This is a genomic window from Dorea longicatena, assembly GCF_024168045.1.
Lineage (GTDB): Bacteria > Bacillota > Clostridia > Lachnospirales > Lachnospiraceae > Dorea_A.
Genome location: NZ_CP100126.1, coordinates 603,963 through 625,040, shown reverse-complemented (window position 1 = coordinate 625,040; position 21,078 = coordinate 603,963). Strand labels below are relative to the sequence as shown.

14 protein-coding genes and 1 pseudogene are annotated in these 21,078 nt (G+C 41.9%); 1 reads left to right on the top strand and 14 read right to left on the bottom strand.

The window, feature by feature from the left end; translation table 11 throughout:
- Positions 1 to 7: 7 nt before the first annotated feature.
- From NKF87_RS03040 to NKF87_RS02980, 13 genes and pseudogenes are all read right to left on the bottom strand, one after another.
- Positions 8 to 847, bottom strand: coding sequence for a carbohydrate ABC transporter permease (locus NKF87_RS03040; RefSeq protein ID WP_055282246.1), 840 nt, complete (start codon positions 845 to 847; stop codon positions 8 to 10).
- Positions 847 to 1,689 (bottom strand): carbohydrate ABC transporter permease, encoded by an 843-nt coding sequence (locus NKF87_RS03035; protein WP_044920163.1) that lies wholly within the window; start codon positions 1,687 to 1,689, stop codon positions 847 to 849. Before NKF87_RS03035 ends, NKF87_RS03040 begins: the two co-directional genes overlap by 1 nt.
- Before the next feature lie 134 nt (positions 1,690 to 1,823).
- Complete coding sequence (locus NKF87_RS03030; RefSeq protein ID WP_055282244.1) at positions 1,824 to 3,122, bottom strand: ABC transporter substrate-binding protein; 1,299 nt, start codon at positions 3,120 to 3,122, stop codon at positions 1,824 to 1,826.
- Between the two features lie 118 nt (positions 3,123 to 3,240).
- Positions 3,241 to 4,521 carry an ABC transporter substrate-binding protein gene (locus tag NKF87_RS03025; protein ID WP_242998915.1) on the bottom strand — a complete coding sequence of 427 codons (1,281 nt, stop codon included), beginning with the start codon at positions 4,519 to 4,521 and terminating at the stop codon, positions 3,241 to 3,243.
- A complete protein-coding gene (locus NKF87_RS03020; protein WP_055282242.1) occupies positions 4,511 to 6,289 on the bottom strand; it encodes a sensor histidine kinase in 1,779 nt (592 codons plus the stop codon). Before NKF87_RS03020 ends, NKF87_RS03025 begins: the two co-directional genes overlap by 11 nt.
- Complete coding sequence (locus NKF87_RS03015; protein ID WP_117598442.1) at positions 6,286 to 7,878, bottom strand: response regulator transcription factor; 1,593 nt, start codon at positions 7,876 to 7,878, stop codon at positions 6,286 to 6,288. Before NKF87_RS03015 ends, NKF87_RS03020 begins: the two co-directional genes overlap by 4 nt.
- Before the next feature lie 262 nt (positions 7,879 to 8,140).
- On the bottom strand, positions 8,141 to 9,628 hold the full coding sequence (gene malQ / locus NKF87_RS03010; protein WP_055284924.1) for a 4-alpha-glucanotransferase: 1,488 nt from the start codon (positions 9,626 to 9,628) through the stop codon (positions 8,141 to 8,143).
- Between the two features lie 102 nt (positions 9,629 to 9,730).
- The gene (locus NKF87_RS03005; protein ID WP_055284926.1) at positions 9,731 to 12,268 is read right to left on the bottom strand and encodes a heavy metal translocating P-type ATPase; all 2,538 of its coding nucleotides are present in this window, start codon (positions 12,266 to 12,268) and stop codon (positions 9,731 to 9,733) included.
- A gap of 38 nt (positions 12,269 to 12,306) precedes the next feature.
- The gene (locus NKF87_RS03000) at positions 12,307 to 12,621 is read right to left on the bottom strand and encodes a metal-sensing transcriptional repressor (RefSeq protein ID WP_055284928.1); all 315 of its coding nucleotides are present in this window, start codon (positions 12,619 to 12,621) and stop codon (positions 12,307 to 12,309) included.
- Between the two features lie 349 nt (positions 12,622 to 12,970).
- Positions 12,971 to 14,464 (bottom strand): sodium-dependent transporter, encoded by a 1,494-nt coding sequence (locus NKF87_RS02995; RefSeq protein ID WP_055284930.1) that lies wholly within the window; start codon positions 14,462 to 14,464, stop codon positions 12,971 to 12,973.
- A 298-nt stretch (positions 14,465 to 14,762) separates the two neighbouring features.
- Positions 14,763 to 15,137, bottom strand: a complete 375-nt coding sequence (locus NKF87_RS02990) for an ArsR/SmtB family transcription factor (protein ID WP_055284932.1) — start codon at positions 15,135 to 15,137, stop codon at positions 14,763 to 14,765.
- Positions 15,138 to 15,154: 17 nt separating this feature from the next.
- A pseudogene (locus tag NKF87_RS02985) lies at positions 15,155 to 17,023 on the bottom strand (heavy metal translocating P-type ATPase).
- A 15-nt stretch (positions 17,024 to 17,038) separates the two neighbouring features.
- The gene (locus NKF87_RS02980) at positions 17,039 to 17,257 is read right to left on the bottom strand and encodes a cation transporter (RefSeq protein ID WP_028087251.1); all 219 of its coding nucleotides are present in this window, start codon (positions 17,255 to 17,257) and stop codon (positions 17,039 to 17,041) included.
- Between the two features lie 785 nt (positions 17,258 to 18,042).
- Between NKF87_RS02980 and NKF87_RS02975 the strand changes: the two genes are divergently transcribed.
- Positions 18,043 to 19,245 carry an IS110 family transposase gene (locus tag NKF87_RS02975; protein ID WP_253583866.1) on the top strand — a complete coding sequence of 401 codons (1,203 nt, stop codon included), beginning with the start codon at positions 18,043 to 18,045 and terminating at the stop codon, positions 19,243 to 19,245.
- 399 nt (positions 19,246 to 19,644) lie between these two features.
- On the opposite strand, the gene gatB is transcribed toward NKF87_RS02975, so the two are convergent.
- On the bottom strand, positions 19,645 to 21,078 hold the full coding sequence (gatB, locus tag NKF87_RS02970; RefSeq protein WP_055284861.1) for an Asp-tRNA(Asn)/Glu-tRNA(Gln) amidotransferase subunit GatB: 1,434 nt from the start codon (positions 21,076 to 21,078) through the stop codon (positions 19,645 to 19,647).

The following is a 21,078-nucleotide window of genomic DNA, read 5'->3' as shown; positions in this document are numbered from 1 at the left end:
GTCCTTATTAACCTTTTACAGCTCCGGCTGCAACACCTTTGATAATATGCTTCTGACAAGCCAGATAGAAGATAACTACCGGAATTACCGCAAGGATCAGCGCTGCCATAACAGCACCCATATCTACACGTCCATAACTTCCCTTCATATACTGGATCGCAATTGAGATTGTCTTATACTTATTCAGATCCAGTACCAGGTATGGAAGCAGGAAGTCGTTCCAGATCCACATCGTCTCCAGGATTCCTACGGAAATGTATGTCGGCTTCATGATCGGAAGTACAACGGAGAAAAAGGTTCGAAGTGGTGTACATCCGTCGATCATTGCTGCTTCCTCAATTTCCAGTGGAATGGATTTTACAAATCCGCAGAACATGAACACTGCAAGACCTGCACCAAATCCGAGGTAAATGATGATGATTCCCCAAGGTGTACGAAGCCCTGTACGGTCAGCTACCAGCGATAAGGTGAACATAACCATCTGGAACGGAACAACCATGGAAAATACGCAGAATAAATATAACAGTTTTGTAAACTTACTGTTTACTCTTGTAATATACCATGCACACATAGAAGTACATACAAGGATCACAAGTACGGAACCAACTGTGATAAATACAGTCCAGCCGACTGCACTCAGCAGTTCATATTTGTCAATTGCGGACAGGAAGTTATCGATTCCTACCCATGTCTGCTTTGTCGGGAGTTTGAATGGTTCTTTGTTGATAAATACTTTATTTTTAAATGAGTTGATCAGCACGATCAGGATCGGCATGATATATACAATACCGATGATCGTAAATGCACCTGTTCCAAACCAGCTTAATTTACTTGTTTTTTTCTTCATTACTGCTGTACCTCCTTAGAACGTGTTGCACGTAACTGGATCATACCGATCACAACTACGATCGCAAAGAAGATGACTGCCTTCGCCTGTCCGACTCCTTCCCATCCGGTACGTCCGTAGAACGTATTGAAGATGTTTAACGCCATCATCTCAGACATCTTAGACGGTTCACCGGCTGTCAGGGACAGGTTCTGATCGAATAACTTGAATCCGTTTGTAATTGACAGAAACATACAGATCGTGATCGATGGCATCATCATCGGGATTGTTACCTTGAATAATGTCTGGATCTTATTTGCTCCGTCAATCTCTGCTGCTTCAATGACATCACCAGGAATGGACTGAAGACCCGCAATATAGATGATCATCATATAACCGATCTGCTGCCAGCTGACCAGAATGATCAGTCCCCAGAAGCCATACCACTCATTCAGAGCAAGTGCGGTACCATATCTGGAAAGAACTCCGTTAAAGATCAGCTGCCAGATATATCCAAGTACGATACCACCGATCAGGTTCGGCATGAAGAAGACCGTACGGAAGACATTTGTTCCATGCATTTCTTTTGTCAGTGCCATTGCAAGTGCAAATGCTATGATGTTAATGATCAGAAGAGAGGCAATCGCGAACAGTACGGTATACCAGAATGAATGACGGAATGCCGTATCTTTCAGTGCTTCTATGTAATTTGAAAATCCTACGAATTTCGCGTCTGTTACGGTTGTAAATTTACAAAATGAAAGCCAGATTCCCATAATAAAAGGAACGATAAAGCCAAGAATAAATGCAAAAAACGTTGGAAGCACGAAAATCGGCATATAACGTTTGATGGATTTTTCCATAATAAATTCCTCCTTCCATGCAGAGAATCTCCGCTTCATTTCCCTGCACTTTTTCATAAAAGCGGCGGGTGTTTCTTGCAACCGCCCGCCACTACTCACTTCATATAACTATTTTGATTGTTACATTTTTATTTTTATTTTGCTGCTGCAGCTTCTTTTGCCCATCCGTCAACGAATGCTGTTGTAACTTTTGCCCAGTTTGCATCTGTCGGATCTGCTGCGTAACTTGTCAGTGCAGAACCCACTCCGTTCTTCCACTCTTCTGATGGCATTGTTGAGAAGTTCCAAGATACAGGAGTCTTTCCGTCTTCTGTATATTTGTTTGCTTCGTTAACAAGTACGTTGTCTGATTTCAGGTTCTTCTTAAATGGAATTGTGAATCCCATGTCTTTGCACATTGCCTTTACACCATCATCAGATGTTACACACCAGTTCATGAAATCAAGTGTTGCCTGAATGTCGTCTTCAGATGCTTTGGAGTTTACACACCAGTAGTTCTCTGTACCTGTACAGATTCCCTGATCTTCTTCGCCTTCTACACCGATGTAGATTGGAAGGATTCCAAGATTGTCATCTCCGACGTCTTTGATGTTGTTATATTCCCATGTACCATTCTGGTAGAATACTGCATCACCTGTTACGAAATCTGCTGTTGCATCGTCAGCTGTCTTTGTAGAAAGTTCTGTTGGTTTGCAAGTAGCGTTGTTGATGTAGAGATCCCAGATCTGACGGTAGTTATCAAGGTATGTTCCTTTGATAGCATCTGTGTTATCGATTCCTTCATCTTTGTATTCATAGTAGATTGGAAGGTTTGCCAGATGAGTTTTGAATCTCCAGTCAGATGATCCGTCCATACCAGCGGATGTAAATGCTGAGAATCCAAGTTTGTCCTTATTCTTTGTGATGTCTTCTACAACTTTCTTGAAGCTGTCAAAGTTAGTGATATCATCAGCTGAGTATCCTGCTTTCTTTAACAGTTCTTTGTTGTAAATGATTCCGTAGCTTTCTATTACGTATGCGATTCCTGACATCTTGTCGCCGTCCATCAGTGCGAAATCATCACTTGTCAGCTGTTTTGCAACATCAGAATCTTTCAGATCGTAGCAGTAATCTTTCCAGCTTGCAAGTCCAACCGGTCCGTTTACCTGGAACAGTGTCGGAGCATTGCTCTTAGCCATCTCAGATTTTAATGTCTTTTCGTATTCTCCGGATGCTGCTGTAAGTACTGTTACATCCACTCCTGTTTCTTTTGTATACTCTTTTGCCAGATCCTGCCACTGCTCATCCTGTTCTGGTTTGAAGTTTAAGTAGTATACTTTTCCTTTTGCGTCTTTCTTGTCTGACTTGCTGTCAGAAGAGCTTCCACATCCTGCAACCATTCCTGTTGCCATGGCTGCTACCAGCATTGCTGATACAACTTTACGCATTTTCATAATTCATTTCCCTCGCCTTTCTTTTTTGAAACCTTCGTTTCTCTTGTTGTCATTATATTAACAGAAATGCGCTCAAACCCTGTATCAATAAAACAACCTGATATACAAAAAAACATATCTATTGTTCTTCTTCAAACTGCCGGATGCTTTCGTCTTCTGCCTGCGTGAATTCCTGCTCCGTTATCTTTCCCTGTGCCAGTTCCGCCAGACATTCTCCCAGTACATCCTCCTGTAGCAGTGAATTCCACTTCACCTGATAATTCGGTACAATCTGTGGATTTCCCGTATAAGCCTTCAGATAATCATCCAACAGCGTTCCTTCCTGTCTTGTCCTGCTGTTCAGCAATTCTTCTTTCTGTTCTTTATTCAATTTCGTTCTGAATTTGAGGAACTCAACTGCTCCTTTTTTCACCTTTTCACTATAAGTTGATACAACTGCCCAGCCGAATGTCTCTGGTGAGCCTATCAGTTTATTTTCAGGAAATGTAGAAAAACATACTTTTTTCTGCATTTCCTCCGGAATCTGATCAATCATCCAGTAACCATTAGGTATCATCGCTGCATTTCCTGCCACGAAATTATCATGAGCTACGTCAAAATCATTATGTAATGCATCCTGGGTCGTATATTGGAATAATTTTTTTAATGTACCGGCTATCTCCAGCCCCGGTTCATTCTGATAGGTATCCGGATATAATTGCTTCATGAATGCCGCACCTTCTTCACTTCCTGCTACTTCTGCTGTTGCAAGCAGCATTGCGGCCCATGCTGTTCCTTCCGTATGCAGGGCAAGCGGCGTGATCCCTGCTGCTTTCAGTTTCTCACAACATTTCCAGAATTCTTCCCATGTCTCAGGAAATCTGCTGATTCCTGCCTGTTCAAATAACTCCCGGTTCCAGAAAACCCCTGAACAGGCGAATGCCGCCGTGCTGACCGGACCCAGATAAATCTTTCCATCCTCTTCCCGGACCGATTCCATTACTGACGGTTCGATCATATCTTTCCATTCCTGATCTTCGTTTATGTAAGGTGTCAGGTCCTCAATCCTGCCTTTCTTGATCATCATCTGATAGAAAGACGGAAGCATACGCAGATCAGTGATAATAGCCGGTAATTCATCTGTCACATTCATACGTTTCAGATTCTTCCGGTATTCTTCCTCTGTCTCCATCACCCAGTCCACATCTATATGATACTTCCCTTTGTATGCCCTGTTGAACCGCTCCACCACTTCCTCTTCATTCTTATTACCGGTACTGGAATCTACGGTAAGGATCATTGGGATCTCTACTACTTTATTCTTTTTTCTGGTCTGTGTATTCTCTTTTCCCGCACAGCCGGTCAGTGCTGTCAGCATGGCGATCACCATCACTGCTGCCATAATCCGTCTACTGTTCACAGTTTTCTTTCCCGTCATCCGGGATCTGGATAACACAGACGGTTCCATTTGTATCCGATTCATAGAAAAATCTCACATCCTCCCCATACTTTAACCGCAGTCGCGTAATGATATTTATCACACCGTAACCATGTTTTTTGTCTTCAAAACTGTCTTTCATTTTTGATACCGGTATCTCTGACAGTCCGTTTAACTTCTCCGCCATCTGCTCTTCCATCGGAGTTCCGTTATTATAGACACTGAAAGTAAGCTGTCCTGCCTGTTCAGTGACACTGATCCTTATCAGACCGCCTTCGAAGATATCACAAAATCCATATTTGACTGCATTTTCCACAATTGGCTGTAAGATCAGCTTTAATATCCACCTTGTTTTCAGTTCTTCTGCACATTCGATCTCATAACGGAACAGATTCTCATTGCGGATCTGCTGAATCTCCATATAACTTTTTACATTTTCCAGCTCGTCTTCTACTGTCACAATCTCACGTCCTTTGCTCAGTGACAGACGCAGATACTTTGACAGTGCCTGTATCATCTTCATCGTCTTCTCTTCCCCGTTGATCCGCGCCAGCATATAGATGGTATCCAGAGTATTATAGAGAAAATGCGGATTGATCTGGCTGATCAGCGTATTCATCTCACTGATTCTTAGTTCTTTCTGCTGATTCTTGACCTCGTTCTGGAACTCTTCGATATTCTTTAACATCTCGTTATAGGCATGCCCGATCTTATCCAGTTCTGTATCCGTATGGATCTGAATGGTATGTGTAAAATCATTTCCATCAAAACTTGTCATGGCATCACTGATCTGTCTGATCGGCCGGGTAAATGTCTGTGATGCATAAAGACTTAATACAAACGCCAACACTGCGATCACCGCATAGATAGTGAGTAATACGATCAATATCTGCATCATTCCCTGATTCAATACCATATCCGGCACCAGTGTAAAGATCACCATCCCTGTCTCTTCCTGCCGGTATGCCTGTAAAATCCCGCCTTCTATCTTTTTTCCCCGCACGATCACACCGGATTTTTTCGTTCTGGTCAGTTCCGTAATCTTCTTCATTGTCCTTTTTTCGATACTGAGATCTTCCGGTTCCTGCCGGATGCAAGTCTTTCCTTCCGGACTTATGATTCCCACTGCAACATCTTTTGCAATCTTCCTGTCTTTATCCATAACACTTTCCAGAAACTGTTGATTCATCTTCAGATACACGATTCCAGGTTCGTGTGCGTAATCCATACTGTTCACATATCTTCCGATAAACAAAGCTTCGTTCCCCGTACCAAACAGGTAATCCCGGGTCCATATCCACTGCGTCTTCGCATACTCATCCCCCATTTTCTCACGCAGACCGCTGCTTTGAAAATCCGAATAACCAATCTGGGAATAGGATTTTGCGTAAACATTTCTTTTATTATCAATGTAGCAGTAATCAGCGACATGATTTAGATCTATATATGCAAAATATTTGCTCAGTGCATTCTTCTCTACTTCCTGCAGTTCTTTATTCTTCAGACTCTTCTGCACATCATTTTCCAGGATGATTTCCGCTGTCACGGCATCCGTCTTCCGGTACAGATTATCCAGGGCTATCCCCATCTTCTCATTCATGAATTCATACTTATCCACAATCACATCTGTCATATTCCGTCTGACATAAGTCCATACACAGATGCTGGAAAGAACCAGTGCCAGTATCAGAAGCGTACACATATACTTCAGATACTTTTTCTGGATTCCTGACATTTTACTTTTTTTCATACTTCATATTCCCTTTTGTAATCTCTCGGAAGCTGTCCTGTATATTCTTTAAACAAATGTGAAAAATAGGATGGATTACTGATTCCGACCTGCTCGCAGATATTACCGATGCTGGTTCTTCCGTCTTCCAGCAGTCTCTTTGCCAGCTCCATTCTACGCTGCAACAGATATTGTTTGAATGTCATATGAAAGGTATTCTTGAATACCCGTCCAAAATATACCGGATTCAGATATACATGTGTCGCCACTGATACAATCGAAAGATCTTCATTATCCAGATGTTCATCTATATATGCCACAGCCGCTGCAATGTATTCTTTTGATCCTTTATTCTCTTTCTTCTCTGCATTTTCCAGTCTTTTTTCAATAGCAGTTCCCAGAATCTTATAACAGACATCCACCGCTTTTGCCGCCTTTAAGTTTCTCATATTCGAATAATAATTTTCAAATTGCTGATTCAGTGATTCGTCCATCCCGTAACTGTCTTTTAACATGAATTCTGTCTTTACCATGATCTTGTGCATATACTGGCATTGCAGTTCTTCTCTGTGTGGCAGTTGGTAAATAAAATGTACAAATGCCTGCTTTAACTGTACGGCGTCGTTCTTCCGCACGCTGTTGACCACCATCATCTCTGCCTCCGCCGGATATGGGCTTTCCTCTTTTTCTTCAACAGTCTCCGGGATTGTAAATACTCCCGCTCCGGATGCATTTGTAACAGCGAACAATCTCTGTGCTTCTTCAAAACTTCTTCTGATTCCGCGGATCCCTTTATATGGTTTGGATATTGCTGCAATAACCGGGCTGTTCTCTTCTTTTTTTACCTCTTCCAGCAGTTCTTTCAATTCATGTACCGCTGTGTTCTCCTGCGTCTTTATAATAAATGTACGATGTCCTTCTTCACTCTCGAATTTCCAGTATGTGAATCTCTCTGCGATCTTTTCTTCAATCATTCTGACCATGGAAAATCTCGAGGCTTCATATTCCAGTTCATTGGTAATCTTATAGGCCAGATCAAGATCTGCATATACTGTAATAAACCGGTCCCCTTCCTTCATGACATCCTGCAGCGTATGGAAGACTTCATCTACTTTTTCTTCCGGCAGCCGGTTCTGGACATATTTTTGCACGACAACCTGCAAAAATCCATCTCCGTCCTTTTTCAGAAGTCTCTCCCAGCGGTCATACTTTTCCTCATTTCTGATCTGATCTTCACAGATTTTACCGACATCTGTCATCGTCGCCTGTAATTTTTCATCTTCAATCGGCTTCAGAAGATATGCGAATGCCCCCAGATCACATGCCTTCTTCGCATATTCAAAATCCCTGTATGCACTTAATACCACGAACTGACACTCCGGGTTCTCTTTCTTGATTTCTTCCATTACCATAAGTCCGGAAATCTGTTTCATCCTGATGTCTGTCAGCACTACGTGTGGTTTTTTTTCGCGTATTACCTTTAACGCCTGCTCTCCGCTCTGCGCAAAACCAACCACCTCATATCCCATACCGTTCCAGTCATACGTCTTTACCAGACCCTCCAGCAGGATCGGCTCATCATCTACGATCACCAGTTTTAACAACCCCATAGTACACCTCATACCTTTTATTAATACCATCTTAACATATTACAGTCTCATTCTATAATTTTTTATACTTTTTCTTTACCAAAAATCATATCTGTTATGCAAAAATCATACTTTTTATATCAAAAATTATACTTTTATGAAAAATCAGAGGTTTTGGCATATACAAAACAAAAAGAAAAACACAATATCCAAAACGTTTCCATTCCCTTCTCAGTGAATCCTTCGTTTGAATATTGTGTTTTCTTTTTGTTTCCTGTTATGTTTATCTTGCGCAGACTTCTGTCGTTTTTCTGATCTTCTTGATCAGTTCATCTGTAAATGCGCCTTTTTTCATTCTCCACATCCAGTTACCGCCGAGTGTAGATGGCATATTAATTCTTGCCTTATTACCAAGTCCCAGATAATCCTGTACCGGAATGATGCACGTATCTGCCACACTTCTCATCGCCAGACTTATGAAATCCCAGTGTACTTCTTCATCCGGAGTATATGGATTATTCAGATATTCCTTTGTCATCTCTTTATCTTCTTCGGAAAGTGTCTGATACCATCCCTGAAGGGTATCGTTATCGTGGGTTCCCGTATAAACTACACAGTTTTTATCATAATTATGTGGAAGATAATCACTGTCCTCTCCTGCCACAAATGCGAATTCCAGTACTTTCATTCCCGGATAACCACTGTCTTTTAACAATTGTCTCACCGTATCCGTCAGGAATCCCAGATCTTCCGCAATGATCGGAAGGTCACCTAATGTTTCCTTCATCTTAAGGAACAGATCCATGCCCGGTCCCGGCATCCATTCACCATTCTCTGCCGTCTCATCTCCATACGGGATTGCATAATATTCATCAAACCCACGGAAATGATCGATACGGATGATGTCATATAATTTAAAGCAGCAGGCCACCCGCTTCATCCACCAGTCATAGCCTGTCTTCTTATGGTAATCCCATGCATACAATGGATTCCCCCACAACTGCCCGGTTGCCGAAAATGCATCCGGCGGACATCCCGCTACCGCAACCGGCAGATTCTCTTCATCTAACTGGAACAGCTTCGGATTCGCCCAGGTATCTGCACTGTCAAATGCTACATAGATCGGGATATCCCCGATAATCTCAATGCCTTGTTCATTGGCATATGTTTTCAGTCCGGCCCACTGTCCGGCGAACAGATACTGCAGAAATTCATAAAAATCAATCTCTGCACTTAATTGTTCCTGATATGCCGCAATTGCTTCCGGCTTACGCAGCCTGATGTCTTCCTCCCACTGATCCCAGCTTTTTCCGTCAAATGAATCTTTCACTGCCATATACAATGCATAATCCGCAAGCCATGCTTTTTCTTCTTCCAGATAAGTACGGTATGCCTTACTTTCCATCAATCCGTTCTTTTTGGCTCTTTTATATGCAAGCTTTAATACTTTAAATCTTGCATTATATATTTTTTCATAATCGATTTCTTCTTCATTCTCTCCGAAATCTGCCTGGTCACACTCTTCTTTTGTCAGAAGTTCATCCTCGATCAGCGTCTCCAGATCGATAAAATACGGGTTTCCCGCAAATGTTGAAAAAGACTGATACGGTGAATCACCGTATCCTGTCTGTCCAAGCGGCAGGATCTGCCACAATTTCTGTCCTGCTTCTTTTAATATATCTACAAATTCATACGCTTCTTTTGAAAAACATCCGATTCCATATGCCCCCGGAAGTGCAGAGACCGGCATTAACATTCCACTCTTTCTCATTAACTTTCGTTCCTTCCTCGTTATGATACTTATAATTAAGTATAGCAGTGTTCTTTGGATGCTTCAAATAAAAAGTATACTCTGTATATAAGAAATCATAGATTATTCCACAGATGTCACCGTATAATCCTTGTCTTCTACTGTCTTCTTCAGCACATCATCTGCGATCTCTGCATTTAATGTCAGCTCTGCTGTTCCTGCCTCATGGCTTACAACTGCTTCATCTACCTGTGGAAGTGCTTCCAGTGCTTTCTTTACAGCTGCCTCACAGTGTCCACACATCATTCCCTCAATATGCATTATTTTTTTCATTGTCTTGTCCTCCTTCTTGGATCTCTTTTTTTCTTTTTTGGCTTTTAATTTTTTATCTTTTGATGCATCATACATCTTAAAAAGATTCAATCTCAATGCGTTCGATACTACGCAGAAGCTTGATAAACTCATGGCTGCCGCACCGAACATCGGATTTAATTTCCACCCGAACAGCGGATACCATACACCAGCCGCAAGCGGGATTCCGATAATATTATAGAAGAATGCCCAGAACAGGTTCTCATGAATATTACGGAGTGTCGCACGGCTCATGCGGATTGCTGCCGGCACATCACTTAACCGGCTCTTCATCAGAACAACATCTGCCGCATCGATCGCAACATCCGTTCCGGCTCCGATCGCAATACCCATATCGGCTCTTGTAAGTGCCGGTGCATCGTTGATACCATCCCCGACCATCGCAACTTTTCCTTTTTCTTTCAGCTTACGGATCACCTGCTCTTTTCCTTCCGGAAGTACGCCTGCAATCACTTCATCAACTCCGGCCTGCTGTCCGATGGCTTTTGCAGTACGTTCGTTATCTCCGGTCAGCATGACTACATGGATTCCCATGTTCTGTAATTCTTTGATTGCCTGCGGGCTGTCTTCTTTGATGACATCCGCCACTGCAATTACACCTAATAAACGGTCTTCATTTCCAAAGAATAATGGTGTCTTACCTGCTTCGGCAAGTTTCTCTGCCTTCTTCTGGATATCTCCATCAACGGATACCTTACTGCTGATAAATGTATAATTTCCTCCATATAATGTATGGTCATCCAATATGGCTGTCAGGCCGTTACCCGGAAGAGCCTGGAATCCGGTAACTTCTTCGATGCCGGCATTTTCCTCTTTTGCATTTTCAAGGATTGCTCTTGCCAGTGGATGTTCACTCTTATTCTCCAGTGCATACGCACATTTTAATAAGGTATCTTCTGTCACTCCCGCTGCCGGAATGATATCTGTCACTTTCGGTTCTCCACTTGTGATCGTACCGGTCTTATCCAGCGCAACAATTTGCATCTTTCCAGTCTCTTCCAGTGAAACTGCTGTCTTGAACATAATACCATTTCTGGCACCCATTCCATTTCCGACCATAATTGCTACCGGTGTTGCAAGTCCAAGTGCACATGGACAGCTGATCACCAGCACCGCAATTCCTCTGGATAACGCAAAACCAATACTCTGTCCTGCGATCAGCCATACAATAATTGTGAGCACTGCAATTGTGATAACCATTGGCACAAATACACCGGATACACGGTCCGCAATCTTTGCGATCGGTGCTTTCGTTGCAGCCGCATCACTTACCATCTGAATAATCTGCGAAAGTGTCGTATCCTCGCCGACTCTGGTCGCACGGCACTTCAGATATCCGGACTGATTTACGGTTGCGGCTGATACCTTATCACCGACAGCCTTATCTACCGGAATACTTTCACCTGTAAGAGCAGATTCATTGACTGCACTGTTTCCTTCTATGACTTCTCCGTCAACCGGAATATTCTCTCCCGGTTTTACAACAAAGCAATCTCCCTTTTGTACCTGTTCGATCGATACCTGAACTTCTTTTTCTCCACGGATCACAACCGCTGTCTTTGGCGCAAGCTTCATCAGTCCTTTTAATGCATCGGTCGTCTTTCCTTTTGATCTTGCCTCCAGCATCTTTCCGACCGTGATCAGTGCAAGGATCATAGCTGCTGATTCAAAATAAAAATCATGCATATAAGACATTACTGCATCCATATCCCCATGCATCTGCGCATCTGTCATTGCAAACAGTGCATACGTACTGTATACAAAAGACGCTCCGGATCCAAGTGCCACCAGGGTATCCATATTCGGTGCCCGGTGGATCAGTCCTTTGAATCCACTGATGAAAAACTTCTGGTTGATCACCATGACTGCAATCGTCAGAAGCATCTGTAACAGTCCCATCATTACATGATTGTCTTTCATGAATCCCGGAACCGGCCAGCCCCACATCATATGTCCCATGGAGAAATACATAAGGACGATCAGAAATCCCACCGATGCGATCAGACGTCTCTTTAGTACCGGCGTCTCTCTGTCTTTTAGCATATCCTCTCCGGCCAAAGCCTGTGCCGGCTGCGCCTTCGCTGCTCCTTCTCCTTTTTTTGACGCTCCATATCCGGCATCTTTGACTGCCTTAATGATCTCCTGTTCCGTTGCAGTACCTTCTACTCCCATAGAGTTTGTAAGGAGACTCACTGAGCAGGATGTTACCCCCGGTACTTTTGAAACTGCTTTTTCCACTCTTGCGCTGCAGGCTGCGCAGCTCATACCGGTTACAATATATTGTATCATCGTTGTCTGTTTCCTCCTGTCATCTTATTTCTTATTGTTTACCGCATCAGTTTCTGCAGAACCTTTACCAACTCATCAACCGTCTCATCTTTTCCTTCTCTGATATCATCCGCCACGCAGGTACGGATATGATTCGCCAGTAATACTTTATTGAAACTGTTCAATGCCGCATTCACTGCCGACACCTGTACCAGGATCTCCGGACAATAGGCATCCTTCTCCAGCATACCCTTGATTCCTCGCACCTGTCCTTCTATCCGGCTTAAGCGGTTCATCAGATCTTTGTATTCTTTTTCCGAACGATGCTTGGACGTGTGGCAACAGCATCCTTTGTCTATATTTTTATCCTCCATATATCTTCTCCTTCTCGGTTCTCATACCCTTACCGGGTATATGTATTTTACCTCTTATTCACAGATCTGTCAAGCATCCAAATAACAGACCGGAGCCGGAATCCTGTCACATCTGACAAGAATCCGGCTCCGGTCTGTTCGGTTATGTATTCATTTCAATCAGAACGTCGTCTAATCTATCATACTACCCTTTATTCCTTCCTCATTCGATAGCTACTCTTTGGATTTACTTCTTTCTTTTTTAAATACACGTATCATGAAATAACTAAATCCGCCAATATATCCAACCAGTGTAATCACCATCATAATAATTGCATCCATCGTCATAGTTCATACCTTCTTTCTACTATTATTTTCCAGCTTCGTTATCTTTCATAGCTCCCTTTGCAGTCTTTGTATTAAAGAACTTGGAAAGTGCGAGACCTACAAGGATCACTACTCCGAACTGAAGTAATACAGTTCCTGTGTTATCCTGGATAATAAACGGATTCAGCCATGTATCCGGGAACCATTCCTTTGTCTGTAATAACCAGTAAACCACCATGATCACTACCAGAACCGGAATCAGATACATACATCCGGTATAATATGCTTTTGGAAGATGTACATCTGCACCTTTTGCATTTACTTCCTGTGTACGTAATTTTTCCACACCATATTTCCATGCCAGGATTGCAATAAAGGCACCACTTACCAGAAGTCCGATTCCCCATACCCAGTCCTGATTATCAATGTTAACCAGTGACCAGCATGAGAAGCATCCTACTAAAAATCCTGCGAAGCAGACACTGACCACTGCTTTCTTCCGCGGCAATCCAAGGTCAACAACACATTTTACTCCAACTTCGATCATAGAGAACAGTGATGTGATTGCTGCAATTGCAAGTAATCCAAAGAAGATAAAGGAAATGAATCTTCCACCCGGGATTGTTGTAAATAACTGATAAATGTAAATAAATGTAAGTCCGAAGTTGCCCTGACTGAGTGCTTCATTCGCTGCCTCCGGTGTAGCTGAAAGTGCACAGATTGCCGGGATAACTACCAGTGCCGAGAGGATTGCTCCAAGGTTATCACCAAGTCCCATGATCAGACAGCTTGTCGGAACATCTTCCTCTTCTCCTACGTAGTTCGCATATGTAATAATGAATCCCCATCCGGCTCCGGTGCTCCATGCTGCCTGGATGAAGGCTTGAATCCATGTATTCGGGCTTAAAATATACTCTTTCTTAACAGTAAAGAGATACTGAAGTCCCTGATTTGCTCCATTTAATGTAACTGCGTAAATTGCTAATCCTACAAGGATGATAAACAGTGCCGGTATCGCTACTTTACAGAATTTTTCAATTCCACCTGCAATTCCCTGATAAACGATGAAACATGCAAGTGCAAATCCGATCGCATGGAATAAAATAACCTGTGCCTGTGAATCTGTAAATGCTGTCCACATTGCCGATGTCGTCTCTGTTGACAGATTCGGTTTAAATGCTGAAGTTACAGAATTAACTGCGTATTTCATACAATATCCCTGAAGTACACAATAATAACTCATCAGGAAGAAACATACTGCTGCAACAAAGAATCCCATCCATGTATATTTCTTTCCACCTGCATCACGGAATGTACCGATACATCCAAGTCTCGTCTTTTTACCGAATGCCATCTCTGTAGAAAGAAGCGGTACAGCAAATACCAGCATTGCAATCGTCCATGCTATGATAAATGCTCCTCCTCCGTTCGCCGCACACACTCGCGGAAACCGCCATACATTACCGGTACCAATACACATACCTAACGCGGCTGCTATGTAACCTATGGTACTAAATTTTTCTTGTTTTTGTTCCATATCAAAACCTCCATTCATATACCAATTTTTTAGAAATGAATACCTTGTAACTATAGTGTAAAAGATGGTTATATAATTGTCAATGAAAAATATTATGTTTTTTTATACAAATATAACAAACTGTAATATTAAATGCATTTTATTATATTTTTTATTAATTTCTGATAATTCAAAAGTAAATAGACTGTTTTTCATACTTTAGTCTAATTCATCTACAATTCCAAAAGTTTCTCTTGTATATTGGAGATATAAAAAAACCGTATCAGACTTTTTATCGTCTGATACAGTTTTCTTCTTTTCAATATAAATCTTCTTCTATATGTTCTCTTCCCTGATCCACAATTGTACGCACATGATCGTCTGCCAGTGAATAGAACACGGATTTTCCCTCTCTTCTGCTCTTGACCAGTTTGTTCTGCTTCAGAATCCTAAGCTGATGTGATATTGCAGACTGTGTCATATTCAATGCCTCTGCAAGATCGCACACGCACACCTCTGCTTCAAATAACACGAACAGGATACGCATTCTAGTCGAATCACCGAATACCTTGAACAACTCCGCAAGATCATATAATTCCGTTTCTTCCGGCATCTTTTCATTTACGATCTTCAGAAGATTCTCATGTACCTCACATGAGTCACATACTTCCATTCCTTCTTCTATTTTTGCCATCTGCCCACCAGCCTTTTCTATAAGTGTTTTACGAATAATGCACGGATTGCATTCAATACGGCAATAACCATGACACCGACATCTGCAAAGATTGCCATCCACATATTTGCAATTCCAAGTGCTCCGAGGATCAGGCAGACTGCCTTGATTCCAAGTGCAAAGTATATATTTTCATATACGATACGCATACATTTTCTGGAAATCCTGATTGCTTTTGCGATCTTCTTCGGATCATCATCCATCAGGACAACATCTGCCGCCTCAATCGCTGCATCTGATCCAAGCGCTCCCATGGCAATTCCGATATCTGCCCTTGACAATACCGGTGCATCATTGATTCCGTCTCCGACGAATGCCAGCTTTTCTTTCTCTGATTTCTGTTACAGAAGTTCCTCTACTTTCGCAACCTTATCTGCCGGAAGGAGTTCACTGTATACTTCGCCGATTCCCAACTCTTCTGCGACCTTATCTGCCACTCGCTTCATATCACCGGTCAGCATTACGGTCTTGGTGATGCCTGCTTTTTTCAGATCTCTGACAGCTTCTTTCGCATGTGGTTTTAATTTATCTGAGATCAGGATATGTCCCGCATACTTACCGTCCACCGCAACGTGAACGATTGTACCTGTTTCTTCACATTCACTGTATTCCACATTCAGATATTTCATAAGTTTTGCGTTACCGGCTGCCACCGGAATACCATCGACCTTCGCTGTCACACCTTTTCCGCTCAGTTCTTCAATCTCAGTCACACGATCCCGGTGAATCTGTTTTCCATATGCTTTCTGAAGACTCTTACTGATCGGATGGGATGAGGAACACTCCGCAAGTGCCGCATACTCTAATAACTGTTCTTCCGGTATCGTATTGTGATGCACTCCGCTCACCTCGAATACACCTTGTGTCATCGTTCCGGTCTTATCAAATACCACATACTTTGTCCGTGCCATCGTCTCCAGATAATTCGATCCTTTGACCAGCACACCTTCATGACTCGCCCCGCCAATTCCTGCAAAAAAGCTGAGCGGAATACTGATCACCAGTGCACATGGACAGCTGATAACCAGGAAGGTCAGCGCTCTGTAGACCCAGTCACCCCATTCCGGTGCGAGTCCCATTGCCAGCATCCTTACCAGTGGCGGCAGGATGGCAAGTGCAAGCGCACTGTAACAGACTGCCGGTGTATAATATCTGGCAAATTTTGAAATAAAATTCTCTGATCTTGACTTCTTAGAGCTTGAATTCTCCACCAGATCCAGAATTTTTGATACCGTAGATTCTCCGAATTCTTTTGTTGTACGAATCTTCAGAAGACCTGTCAGATTAATACATCCACTTATGACCTCCTCACCGGCTGCTGCTTCTCTCGGAACACTTTCTCCGGTCAGTGCACTGGTATTCAATGTACTGCTTCCTTCTTCGATCACACCATCGATCGGAACTTTTTCTCCCGGCTGAACGACAATGACAGTTCCAACTTCCACTTCATCCGGATCCACCTGTTCCAGCTCTCCGTCTTTTTCAATATTCGCATAATCCGGACGGATATCCATCAGTTCACTGATATTCCTGCGGCTCTTTCCAACCGCATAGCTCTGGAATAGTTCTCCGATCTGATAGAAGAGCATAACCGCCACACCTTCTGTATAATTTCCAAGTGCAATGGCTCCTATGGTAGCAACTGCCATCAGAAAATTTTCATCGAATACCTGCTTATTCAGGATTCCTTTGAATGCTTTCCTTAAAATGTCATATCCCACAACAAGATACGGGATCATATAAAGTACGAACCGCAGCCATCCTTCCGCAGGTAAGAACTTCAATATAATCATAAGTAGTGCTGCAATAATAATTCTGGTAAGCGATTTCTTCTGCTTTTTTGTCATATTTTTTCCCAACCTTTACAGAAATATCTCACAATCATCTTCTACTACTTTACAGTTCTTCTGTACCTCTTTCATTACCTTCTTAGGATCTGCGCCTTCTTCAAATTCTACGATCATCTTTAACATCATAAAATTCACAGTTGCATCCTTTACTCCGTCAGTGTTCTTCGCTGCCTGCTCCATCTTATTTGCACAGTTTGCGCAGTCTACGTCGATTTTATAAGTTTTTTTCATGATAAATACTTCCTTTCCTGTTTTTATTTGATTATTTGAATATATGAACAGTTATTCATATGTTTGTTTTAATTATAGCACTGCGCTGCATAATGTCAATACATTTTTTTGGGATTTTATTTATTAACGTAGTTGGCCTCTCGATCCTTGAAGAAAACAGTATAAAGTGGTTCTGGTTCAGGTTCCACGCTCTAAGAAAAACTAAGAGAGCCAGAATCTCCTAAAAGCAAAGGAACTACGCTCAAACTCGGCATTCGCCTCAAACACGTTCGCTTCGTTCCTTTAACGGAGATTCTGACTCTCTAACTTTTTCTAAGAGCATTTCACATTCACCAGAACCACTTTATACTGTTTTCTTCAAGTCGTGACTGGCTGCGGATGTTAAGAAATGAAATACCCGGAACTATAACCTGGTGTAGTCCACTACGGTACACAATCTTGTCAAAAGCCTTGAAAATCCGCTAATGACAGCTGATTACTGTAACCTTCCGTTGTCACAACCGTTACGCAATTGCCATTTAGTACCATAAAAGTGTAGTTGTTAGAGAGTAATTAACTCTAACATCTACACTTATTTTATTATAATAAGGGAAGTAGTTGGTATGACATATTGCCATTAGGATTTTCACATCCGTGAATGAAACCGTCAGCCATCCCCTTATTATAAACATTCATTTAAGCAGGTTGAAACTCGCAGGAGCTTTCGCGTAACGAACTAAACTGAATCATAATAAGTGTAGATGGGATAAACAACTGCAATTCTATAAAAAGAAAAGGAGTATATTATGATCAGCGTAGGAATTGATGTATCAAAAGGGAAAAGTACAGTATGTATTTTGAAACCATATGGAGAGATTGTTAGTAAGCCTTTCAATATTACCCATACCCAAAAGGATTTAAGCGAATTATCTTCCATGCTTTTCAGACTAAATGATGAAGTCAAAATCGTTATGGAAGCAACCGGAATTTATCATCTTCCAGTTCTTACATATTTACAGGAAAAAGGATTTTTTGTTTCTGTAATTAATCCGTATCTTATGAAAAGTTATCGTAACGAAAGTCTGCGAAAAGCCAAAACCGACAAGATTGATTCCCGTATCATTGCTAATTATGGAATTGATCATTGGTTTAAAATGAAAGAATTTCAAACTTCTGGAGAGATTTATGAAGAGTTGAAGTTGCTTGGACAGCAATATCGGCATTATATGAAGCTTCATCTTTTATCTCTCGCTGAATTGACCCATCTTTTAGATTTGACCATGCCTGGAATAAAGAATCTTCTTGCAAGTTGGAATGAAACAAATCGGAAAGATAAAAGAAGTGATTTTGTGGAACGTTTTTGGCATTATGATGTAATAACATCTATGTCTGAACAGGAATTTACTGAAGAGTATATACTTTGGGCAAAAGAAAAGAAATACGTCCCAAGCCAGGAAAAAGCCAAAGTTATATACACCCTGGCTCAGGAAAGTATTCCCACATTACCTTCAGAAACCTCATCGATCAAAATGCTGGTGACTGAAGCAGTTCGGGTGCTCAAGGAAGTTGATGCAACCCTTGGTCTAATTTTATCACGGATGCAGGAAATAGCCAAAACTTTGCCAGAATATTCGGTTGTAAGAGAAATGGGTGGAGTGGGAAATACATTAGCCCCAAAGTTAATTGCAGAAATAGGAGATGTTCGCAGATTTCGCAACGGGAAGGCATTGGTTGCATTCGCAGGAATTGATCCACCACCGTATGAATCTGGTCAATTTGTAGGTTGTAATAGGAAAATCTCGAAACGTGGTTCAGCATCATTGCGCAAAGTAGGATACGAAACAATGAGAAGTTTAAAAATGCATTCCAGACCAGAAGATCCGGTTTACCGATATGTTGTAAAAAAGGAATCAGAAGGTAAAAGTAAAAAATCAGCAAAGATAGCCGGATTAAATAAGTTTTTACGCATTTATTATGCTCGAGTAACCGAACTATATAAAAATATATAATCTTATATAAAATAAATAATTTTTTAGACTGCCAATCAGACAGTCTATTTGTGGTACGCAAATATATTTTGTGACAGAAAATAAAAAAGATAAAAATAATTATTGACTTTTCTTAGCAGGTTTCATTCGTAAGGCATTTGATACACACGGAATAAAACTTGGAAAGGCGTTCCAGTGAATGTGAAAGAGGCGTTGGTAATTCTTAAGGGGTAAAATTCTGCGTTAGGTTTTCAAAATTTGACTGTCTGAGGCGTATGCCGAGTTTCAAATTTTGAAAGCCTGCTTTTAGCAGAATTTTGCCCCTTTAGAATTGACCCGCCGATGGAACCTGAGCAGGAACGCCTTTTCAAGCTTTATTCCGGTTCGGGTATCCAAAGCCTTCCTGAATTAAATCCCAATTTAATTTAGCATCTCCCGCAATTTCTCATTCACCATTCCGGGATTTGCCTTTCCTTTCATGGCTTTCATAGTCTGTCCGACCAATGCGCCGAGTGCTTTTTCTTTGCCGCCTTTGTAATCGGCGATTGCTTTTGGATTCTTTGCAATGACTTCTTTTAACACTTCTTCCAGTGCACCTTCATCATTGACTGTCTTTAATCCATGCTCTTCTACGTAACTTTCCGGATCTACATTCTTTTCAAATACCTGTTCGAATACTTCTTTTGCAACGGAACTGTTAATGGTTCCGTCCTCTGTAAGCCCGATCAGTTTTGCAAGATTAGCCGGTGAGAAGCTGATATCTTCCGGTTCCATGCTGTGTTCTTTTAACAGACGCATGGTTTCTACCATCAGCCAGTTGGATACTTTCTTCGGTTTCCCACAGATTGCCGTCGTCTCTTCAAAGATATCCGCCATGTGTTTGGATTCTGTGAGTATTTCTGCATCATACTGCGGGATATCGAATTCTTTTTTATAACGTTCCAGTTTTTCATCGCGGAATTCCGGCTGTTTTTCTTTGATCTTTTCGATCCACTCATCATCGATCACGATTGGTACAAGATCCGGTTCCGGGAAATAACGATAATCCTGAGCATCTTCTTTGGAACGCATGGCATGAGATGATTCTTTATTGTCATCCCATCGTCTCGTCTCCTGGATAACGGATTTTCCCTCTTCAATGAGTTCGATCTGACGTTCTCTCTCTCCTTCAATGGCTCTTGCGATTGCCTTGAATGAGTTCAGGTTCTTCATCTCTGTTCTGGTTCCGAACTCCTGGGTTCCCACTTCTCTTACGGATAAGTTGACATCCGCTCTCATCGAACCTTCCTGGAGCTTACAATCAGATGCTCCCAGATACTGGATAATCGTTCTTAATTTCTCCAGATATGCAATGACTTCTTCCGATGAACGCATATCCGGCTCGGATACGATCTCTACAAGCGGCACACCGCTTCGGTTAAAGTCTACCAGAGATGTGTCATCCCATTCATCATGTACCAGCTTTCCGGCATCTTCCTCCATATGCATTTCATGGATACGGACTTTTTTCTTTGTATCTCCTACTGCAATCTCCACATAGCCGTTTCTGGCGATTGGCTGATAAAGCTGTGAAATCTGGTAGTTCTGCGGGTTATCCGGATAAAAATAGTTCTTACGGTCGAATTTGCACACTCTTGTAATATCGCAATGTGTTGCAAGGCCGATTCCCATTGCATATTCTACAACTTGTTTATTTAATACCGGAAGTGATCCAGGCATACCGGTACAAACCGGGCATGTATGTGTATTCGGTGCTCCTCCGAATGCAGTGCTGCATCCGCAGAAGATCTTCGTCTTTGTTGCAAGCTCTACATGGACCTCAAGTCCAATGACTGTCTCATATTGTTTTGCCAT